The organism is Thermohalobaculum sp. (genome assembly GCF_058622915.1).
Window position 1 is genome coordinate 1 of the sequence record NZ_JBZSYN010000161.1, and the last position, 6,826, is coordinate 6,826.

Genomic DNA, 6,826 nt, shown 5'->3' on the forward strand with positions numbered 1-6,826 from the left:
CTGCGCCGGTCGCTGACCAACGAGCTGCACGCCCGGCCCGCGCCGGCGCTCCAGGCGCCGGGCCGGGTCGTCTTCCTCGCCGTGCAGCCGGCCGAGGGCGCCGCCGATCGCGACCCCGAGGCCGACCGCGCGCATCTGATCGACCTCGTCGACCGCCACGGCGGCGCGCACCCCGCGCCCGACGCCGGCCAGCACCTCGCCGAGTTCGGCCGCCTGCGCCTGAAATGGGAGCGCCACACCGAGTTCGTCTCCTACACGCTTTACGAGGAGGGGCCGGCCGACGCCCTGTTCGGCGCGGGCCTCGCCCGACAGTTCCCCGAGGACTGGCTCGCCCGCGCCCCGGGCAAGGTGATCGCGGCCATCGAGGTCGAAGTGCTGCGCGCCGACGACCTCGCCGCGGCCGAGGCCTTCCTCGCCCGCGAGCTGATGCGCGTGCTCGCCCGCGACAGCCTCGCCTGCGCCCGGGTGATCGACGGCAACGCGCTGGCCGCGGGCGACTTCCGCATCCACGCCGACGGCTTCACCCGCTTCGCCGTGATCGTGCACGGGCCGGCCGGCCCGCGCCGCATCGGCCGCGTCGTGCAGCGCCTGATCGAGATCGAGAGCTACCGCACGCTGGCCATGCTGGCCCTGCCGCTGGCGCGCGACACCGCCGGCCGGCTCAACGAGATCGAGCGCGAGCTCTCCGCGCTGGTAGCGCAGTCCGCCAGGGGCCGCGACGGGCCGCCCGACTCCGAGGTGCTCGCGCGCCTGACCGAGCTGTCGGCCGAGATCGAGGCGCTCGCCGCCGCCTCGGCCTTCCGCTTCGGCGCAGGCGGCGCCTACGAGGCGATCGTCGGCGAGCGCATCGCCATGCTGCGCGAGCAACGGCTCGAAGGCCGCCAGCTCTTCTCCGAGTTCATGAGCCGCCGCTTCAGCCAGGCCATGCGCACCTGCCACGCCGCCGAGCGCCGCTTGCGCGACCTGGCCGAGCGCGCCAGCCGCACCGCCGAGCTCCTGCGCACCCGCGTCTCGGTCGCCGTCGAGGCGCAGAACCAGGAGCTGCTCGCCTCGATGAACCGCCGCGCCGCGATGCAGCTGCGGCTGCAGGAGACAGTCGAGGGCCTCTCGGCCGTGGCCATCAGCTACTACGCGGTCAGTCTGGTGAGCTACCTGCTGGCGCCGCTGGCCGAGGCAGGCGGCATCGGCAAGACAGTGCTGACAGCCGCCGTTGTGCTGCCCGTGGTGGCGCTGGTGTGGCTGTCGTTGCGGCGCATCCGCCGGCGCATCGGCACCGGCGGCTGAGGCGCGCTGCGCCGCGCTCAGTGCCCCTTGCGCCCGATCTTGGCCTTGCGCCCGCCGCCGAACAGAAACCAGAAGGCGCCGATCACCGCAACCGCGATGAAGAACAGCGTGTTCTCGTGGATGACGCCGAGGATCATGCTCGGATCCTGCGCCGGCGCCGCTTGCGCCGCCTTCTCCACATGGGGCGCCTGCTTGAAGCTGGGGCCCGTCGCGTCCCCGCCCAGCTGCGCCCAGGCCGCGGGGGCGAAACCGGCTGCGAGCACGAAGGCCGCGCAGGCCATCGCGCCCAGGCGGACGCGCACCGCCCGCCAAACTTCCATGGCTTTCGTCATGCCAGATCCCCACCGAAATCCGCACTCGAGCATAGCCGATTGCCGGGGTCGGCTCAACCGCGGCTTCGCCCGGCGCCGCGGGCGCCGCGCCTCAGGGCAGCGGCCGCGGCTTGCCCTCCTCGTCGATCGCCACGAAGACGAAGGTCGCCTCGGTGACGCGGAAGTGCTCGCCGCCCGGCTGGCGCGTGACCCAGGCCTCGATCGCGATGGTCATCGAGCTGCGCCCCTCGCGCACCATCTCGGCATGCATCGCCAGCACGTCGCCGATCTTCACCGGCCGCTGGAACTGCATGCCGTTCACGGACACGGTGGCCACCCGCCCCTGAGCCCGGCCGCGCGCCAGCACCGAGCAGCCCAGATCCATCTGTCCCATCAGCCAGCCGCCGAAGATGTCGCCGTTGGCGTTGGCGTCCGCCGGCATGGCGATGGTCTGCAGCGTGATGTCGCCCTTCGGCCCGCTCATCCCGCACCTCCCGAGGCTCCAGGCGGTGGAGCTTGCCCCCGCGCCGGCGCCGCCGCAAGCGCCGCGCGCCGGCCGAACTGGGCCTCGCGCCAGATGGCGTAGAGCCCGGCGCCGATCACCAGCCCCATGCCGAGCAGCATGAAGGGGTCGATGCGCTCGCCGAACACCAGCGCGCCCACGATCACCGCATAGACCGTCTGCAAATAGGTGAAGGGCTGGATGCGCACCGCCTCGGTCGCCTCCAGCGCGGCGATCAGGCAATAGTGGCCGCACATCGCCACGGTGGCATGCAGCATCAGCACGGCCCAGGCCGCCGGCGTCATGGGTGTCCAGAAGAACGGGCCGACCAGCGTCAGCGCCACCGCCCCCGCGACGCCGAGATAGAAGAAGGCCGGCGCCGCCGAGCCGTCGGCGCGGCTGACCATGCGCGTGGTCACCGTGTAGGTCGCCATCATGCAGGCCGCGAGCAGCGGCAACAGCGCGGTGGGGCGGAACACCGCGAGGCCCGGCCGCAGGATCACCAGCACGCCGACGAACCCCACCGCGATCGCGCTCATCCGGCGCCAGCCGATGCGCTCGCCCAGCACCGGCACGGCCAGGAGCGTCGCCAGCAGCGGGTAGAGCGCGAACATCGACTGGGTGGCGGCCAGCCCCAGCCGCACGAAGCTGGTGACCATGACGATGATCTGCACCGCCAAGAGCACGCCGCGCACGCATTGCAGCAGCGGCATGCGCGTGCGCATCGCGGCGCGCAGCCCGCCTGCCCGGCGCGCCGCCACGACCGCGACGAAGGCGGCGAACAGCCAGTAGCGGATCATGATGAAGAACTCGGGCGGATAATAGGTGCCGAGATATTTCGAGGTGCCGTCCTGCACCGCGAAGCAGGTCATCGCCAGCAGGACGAAACGGATGCCCCGCCCGGGGCGGGAGGTGCCCGGCACAGCAGCCCCGGCGGCCAGCCCCTGAGGCGCCACGCCCGCTCAGAAGAAGGCCTGCAGCCCGGTCTGGGCGCGGCCGAGGATCAGGGCGTGGATGTCGTGCGTGCCCTCGTAGGTGTTGACCGTCTCGAGGTTGATCATGTGCCGGATCACCTGGAACTCGCCGGAGATGCCGTTGCCGCCGTGCATGTCGCGGGCGAGCCGGGCCACCTCCAGCGCCTTGCCGCAATTGTTGCGCTTGACGAGCGAAATCATCTCGGGCGCGAAGCGGTGCTCGTCCATCAGGCGGCCGACCCTGAGCGCGCCCTGCAGCCCCAGCGCGATCTCGGTCTGCATGTCCGCGAGCTTCTTCTGGAACAGCTGCGTCTGCGCCAGCGGCCGGCCGAACTGCTTGCGGTCGAGCCCGTAGGCGCGCGCCGCGTGCCAGCAGAACTCGGCCGCCCCCATCGCCCCCCAGGCGATGCCGTAGCGCGCCCGGTTGAGGCAGCCGAACGGGCCGCCGAGCCCCTCGGCATGGGGTAGCAGCGCCTCCTCTCCGACCTCGACGCTGTCGAGCACGATCTCGCCGGTGACCGAGGCGCGCAGGCTCAGCTTCTTCTCGATCTTCGGCGCCGACAGGCCCTTCAGGCCCTTGTCCAGCACGAAGCCCCTGATCTTGCCCTCGTGCGCCGCCGACTTGGCCCAGACCACGAAGACATCGGCGATCGGCGCGTTCGAGATCCAGGTCTTGGCGCCCGTGAGCCGAAAGCCGCCGTCCACCTTCTCGGCCCGGGTCTTCATGCCGCCAGGGTCCGAGCCCGCGTCGGGCTCGGTCAGCCCGAAACAGCCGATCCACTCGCCGCTGGCGAGCCTGGGCAGGTACTTTTTCCTCTGCGCCTCCGAGCCGTAGGCGTGGATCGGGTGCATGACCAGCGAGGACTGCACCGACATCATCGAGCGATAGCCCGAATCGACCCGCTCGACCTCGCGCGCCACCAGCCCGTAGGAGACATAGCCCGCCCCGGCGCAGCCGTATTCCTCGGGCACGGTCAGGCCGAGCAGCCCCAGCGCGCCCATCTCGCGGAAGATCTCGGGGTCGGTGCGCTCCTCCTCGAAGGCCTCGACCACGCGCGGCTGCAGCTTCTCCTGGGCGTAGCCGCGCGCGGTGTCGCGGATCATCCGCTCCTCCTCGGTGAGCTGGTCCTCGAGCAGGAACGGGTCGTCCCAGGCGAAGGCGCTGCCCTTCGCGGCGGTTCGGGCGGTGGATTGCTCGTTCATGGCGGGGCCTCCGGGCCTGGCGCGCCGAACCTACTCCCGGGCGGGGGACGCGGCAACCGGCGGGCCAGCACGGTTGTGATGGCCGACAGCGATTGCCCGCGCCCCGCCGGCCGGGCTATGCAGGGGCCATGGCTTCCCGCGTTCGCCCCCTCTGGCCGCTTCGCGCCCGCGGCTCGTGGTTCAACCTCGCCTGCGCGCTGCTGACCGCGCCGCTGCTGCTGGCGGCGGCGCTCACGCTCGTCGCCTTCGCGATCTACAGTGCCAGCGAGCCCGACAGCTCGCTTGCCTTCTATGCGACGGGGCATGCGGCGGCGGCCTTCCTCATACACCTGTTCAGCTTCACGGTGACGCTGGGGGTTGCCGGTGTCGCCGTGCTCTGGGGGTTCGGTCTCGCGGGCGTCCTCGCCTGGCTGGCGGCAGGGACGGTGACCGGGGGGCTCTTCGCCGTGGGCACCGGGCTGATCTCGGGCGGCGGCGTGCAGCGGGGGACGCTGATCGTGGCGGCGCTCCTGGGGCTCGCGCTGTTCGCGCTGATCCGCTGGCTCGCCGGCGTCAGGCGCCGCTGATCCGGCGCAGGCCGCGCGCCCAGATCAGGTGACGGCCGGCCTCGGCCCGGCGCAGCACGCCGACCGCGGCGAGGTCGGAGAAGCCCGGCAGCGCCGCCAGCGCCTCGGGCAGGTGCTCGACCCCCTCGGCCGCCGCCGGGATGGCCAGCACCGTGCCGTCGGCGCCGACCAGCCGCCAGACCGGGTCGTGGCCCGGCGCCGGCAGGTAGATCTCGACCCGGACGATCTGGTCGAGGTCGACGAAGCCGCCGCGCCAGGGCCCCATATAGCCGATCTCGCCCTCGCGGATGACCACGATGCCCGGGCCCTCGGCCGAGCGCCAGGCCAGCGCGCCGAGCAGGGCCGCGCGCATCCAGAACAGCGCCAGCACGGCCCCGGCCATCGCCATCCAGCCGAGCGGCGCCTCCCAGCTCAGCCCAAACCACAGCGCCAGCCCCGCCACGGCGGCCGCGATCGCGGTCTCGCCCCAGCGGCGCAGGGCGCCGGCCGCGGCGGGGGAGAGAAAGCTCACCGCCAGTCCCCCAGCGCCGCCTGCCACAGCGCCAGCGCGGCCACGGCCGCGGTGTCGGCGCGCAGGATGCGCGGCCCGAGCGAGACGGCGAGGCTGAAGGGCTGCGCCGCGAGCCGGGCGCGCTCCGCGTCGTCGAAGCCGCCCTCGGGCCCGATCAGCACCGCCCAGGGACCGCCCGGACCGGCCTCGGCCAGCGCCGCCGCGGCCGGAGTGCCGGCGCCGCTCTCGTCGCAGAAAAGCAGCCGCCGGGGCGGGTCCGACTCTTTCATGTCTTCTATAAGACCTGTAAGAGTTAACGGGTCCGCCAGCGCGGGCACGCACAGCCGCCCGCACTGCTCGGCGGCCTCGATCGCGTGGGCGCGCAGCCGCGCCGTGCGCACCCGCTCGGCCTGGGTGTGGCGGGTGATGAGCGGCACGATGCGGCGGCAACCCAGCTCGGTGGCCTTCTCGACGATGAAGTCGGTGCGCGCCTTCTTCACCGGCGCGAAGGCGAGCCAGAGGTCGGGCGGGTCGGCCTGGGGCCTGAGCCGCTCGCGGCAGGCGAGGGTGCCGGCGCGCCTGCCGGCCTCGGCGACCTGGGCCAGCCACTCGCCGTCGCGGCCGTTGAACAGCATGACCCGGCCGCCCGCGCCCAGCCGCATGACCGAGAACAGATAATGCGCCTGCTCGCGGCTCAGCGCCAGCTCGGCCCCGGGCGCCAGCGGGGCCTCGACGAAAAGCCTGATTTTCGCGGCCGGCTGTGCCATAACGTGCCCCGATGACCGATGCTCCAGATAACAGCGCCGGGGCCGCCGACGGAAGGGTGCGCGACGCGGTCGCGCGCAACTGGGTCGACCGCTCGGCCCCGCCCGCCTGGCGGCCCTATCTCAGGCTGGCCCGCGCCGACCGGCCGATCGGCACCTGGCTTTTGCTGATTCCGTGCTGGTGGGGCATCGCGCTGGCGATCATCGCCACCGGCTGGCGCTGGGTCGACCTGTGGCTGTTCCCGGCCTGCGCCATCGGCGCCTTCGTCATGCGCGGGGCCGGCTGCACCTGGAACGACGTGACCGACCGCAACATCGACGCGGAGGTGGCGCGCACGCGCTCGCGGCCGATCCCCTCGGGCCAGGTCCAGGTGTGGCAGGCGCTGGCCTTCATGGTGGCGCTGGCGCTGGTCGGGCTGATCGTGCTGGTCAGCTTCAACCGCTTCGCCGTCTGGCTGGGCGTGGTCTCGCTGCTGCCGGTCTGTATCTATCCCTTCGCCAAGCGCTTCACCTGGTGGCCGCAGATCTTCCTCGGCATCGCCTTCAACTGGGGGGCGCTGCTGGGCTGGGCGGCGCACACGGGGGGGCTCGGGCTGCCGCCGGTCTATCTCTACTTCGCCGGCATCGCCTGGACGCTGCACTACGACACGATCTATGCCCACCAGGATCGCGATGACGACGCGCTGATCGGGGTCCGCTCGACGGCGCTCTTGTTCGGGGCCGAGACGCCGA

The 6,826-nt window shown here is 72.7% G+C and carries 9 protein-coding genes; 3 read left to right on the forward strand and 6 right to left on the reverse strand.

What is annotated here, in order from left to right; all coding sequences use genetic code 11:
• On the forward strand, window positions 1–1,284 hold a 1,284-nt coding region (locus AC32QD_RS12395), incomplete at its 5' end, for a DUF3422 family protein (protein ID WP_492010817.1).
• Between the two features lie 17 nt (window positions 1,285–1,301).
• Here the strand turns inward: AC32QD_RS12395 and AC32QD_RS12400 are convergent.
• From AC32QD_RS12400 to AC32QD_RS12415, 4 genes are all read right to left on the reverse strand, one after another.
• The gene (locus tag AC32QD_RS12400) at window positions 1,302–1,616 is read right to left on the reverse strand and encodes a hypothetical protein (protein WP_492010818.1); all 315 of its coding nucleotides are present in this window, start codon (window positions 1,614–1,616) and stop codon (window positions 1,302–1,304) included.
• Window positions 1,617–1,707: 91 nt separating this feature from the next.
• Window positions 1,708–2,079 (reverse strand): acyl-CoA thioesterase, encoded by a 372-nt coding sequence (locus AC32QD_RS12405; RefSeq protein WP_492010819.1) that lies wholly within the window; start codon window positions 2,077–2,079, stop codon window positions 1,708–1,710.
• The gene (locus tag AC32QD_RS12410; RefSeq protein WP_492010820.1) at window positions 2,076–3,053 is read right to left on the reverse strand and encodes a DMT family transporter; all 978 of its coding nucleotides are present in this window, start codon (window positions 3,051–3,053) and stop codon (window positions 2,076–2,078) included. Before AC32QD_RS12410 ends, AC32QD_RS12405 begins: the two co-directional genes overlap by 4 nt.
• Before the next feature lie 6 nt (window positions 3,054–3,059).
• Complete coding sequence (locus AC32QD_RS12415; RefSeq protein ID WP_492010821.1) at window positions 3,060–4,274, reverse strand: acyl-CoA dehydrogenase; 1,215 nt, start codon at window positions 4,272–4,274, stop codon at window positions 3,060–3,062.
• A 128-nt stretch (window positions 4,275–4,402) separates the two neighbouring features.
• On the opposite strand from AC32QD_RS12415, the gene AC32QD_RS12420 reads away from it, so the two are divergent.
• A complete protein-coding gene (locus AC32QD_RS12420) occupies window positions 4,403–4,840 on the forward strand; it encodes a hypothetical protein (RefSeq protein ID WP_492010822.1) in 438 nt (145 codons plus the stop codon).
• On the opposite strand, the gene AC32QD_RS12425 is transcribed toward AC32QD_RS12420, so the two are convergent.
• Complete coding sequence (locus AC32QD_RS12425; protein WP_492010823.1) at window positions 4,827–5,351, reverse strand: hypothetical protein; 525 nt, start codon at window positions 5,349–5,351, stop codon at window positions 4,827–4,829. The genes AC32QD_RS12420 and AC32QD_RS12425 overlap by 14 nt on opposite strands.
• Window positions 5,348–6,097, reverse strand: coding sequence for a 16S rRNA (uracil(1498)-N(3))-methyltransferase (locus AC32QD_RS12430; protein WP_492010824.1), 750 nt, complete (start codon window positions 6,095–6,097; stop codon window positions 5,348–5,350). Before AC32QD_RS12430 ends, AC32QD_RS12425 begins: the two co-directional genes overlap by 4 nt.
• Before the next feature lie 11 nt (window positions 6,098–6,108).
• Between AC32QD_RS12430 and ubiA the strand changes: the two genes are divergently transcribed.
• A partial coding sequence (gene ubiA, locus AC32QD_RS12435) for a 4-hydroxybenzoate octaprenyltransferase (RefSeq protein WP_492010825.1) occupies window positions 6,109–6,826 on the forward strand: 718 nt, incomplete at its 3' end.

What these genes read in the sequence shown, in the direction of transcription:
- AC32QD_RS12400 (WP_492010818.1), bottom strand. Translation starts at nt 1,616, where the DNA reads ATGACGAAAGCCATGGAAGTTTGGCGGGCGGTGCGCGTCCGCCTGGGC.
- AC32QD_RS12405 (WP_492010819.1), bottom strand. Translation starts at nt 2,079, where the DNA reads ATGAGCGGGCCGAAGGGCGACATCACGCTGCAGACCATCGCCATGCCG.
- AC32QD_RS12415 (WP_492010821.1), bottom strand. Translation starts at nt 4,274, where the DNA reads ATGAACGAGCAATCCACCGCCCGAACCGCCGCGAAGGGCAGCGCCTTC.
- AC32QD_RS12420 (WP_492010822.1), top strand. Translation starts at nt 4,403, where the DNA reads ATGGCTTCCCGCGTTCGCCCCCTCTGGCCGCTTCGCGCCCGCGGCTCG.
- AC32QD_RS12430 (WP_492010824.1), bottom strand. Translation starts at nt 6,097, where the DNA reads ATGGCACAGCCGGCCGCGAAAATCAGGCTTTTCGTCGAGGCCCCGCTG.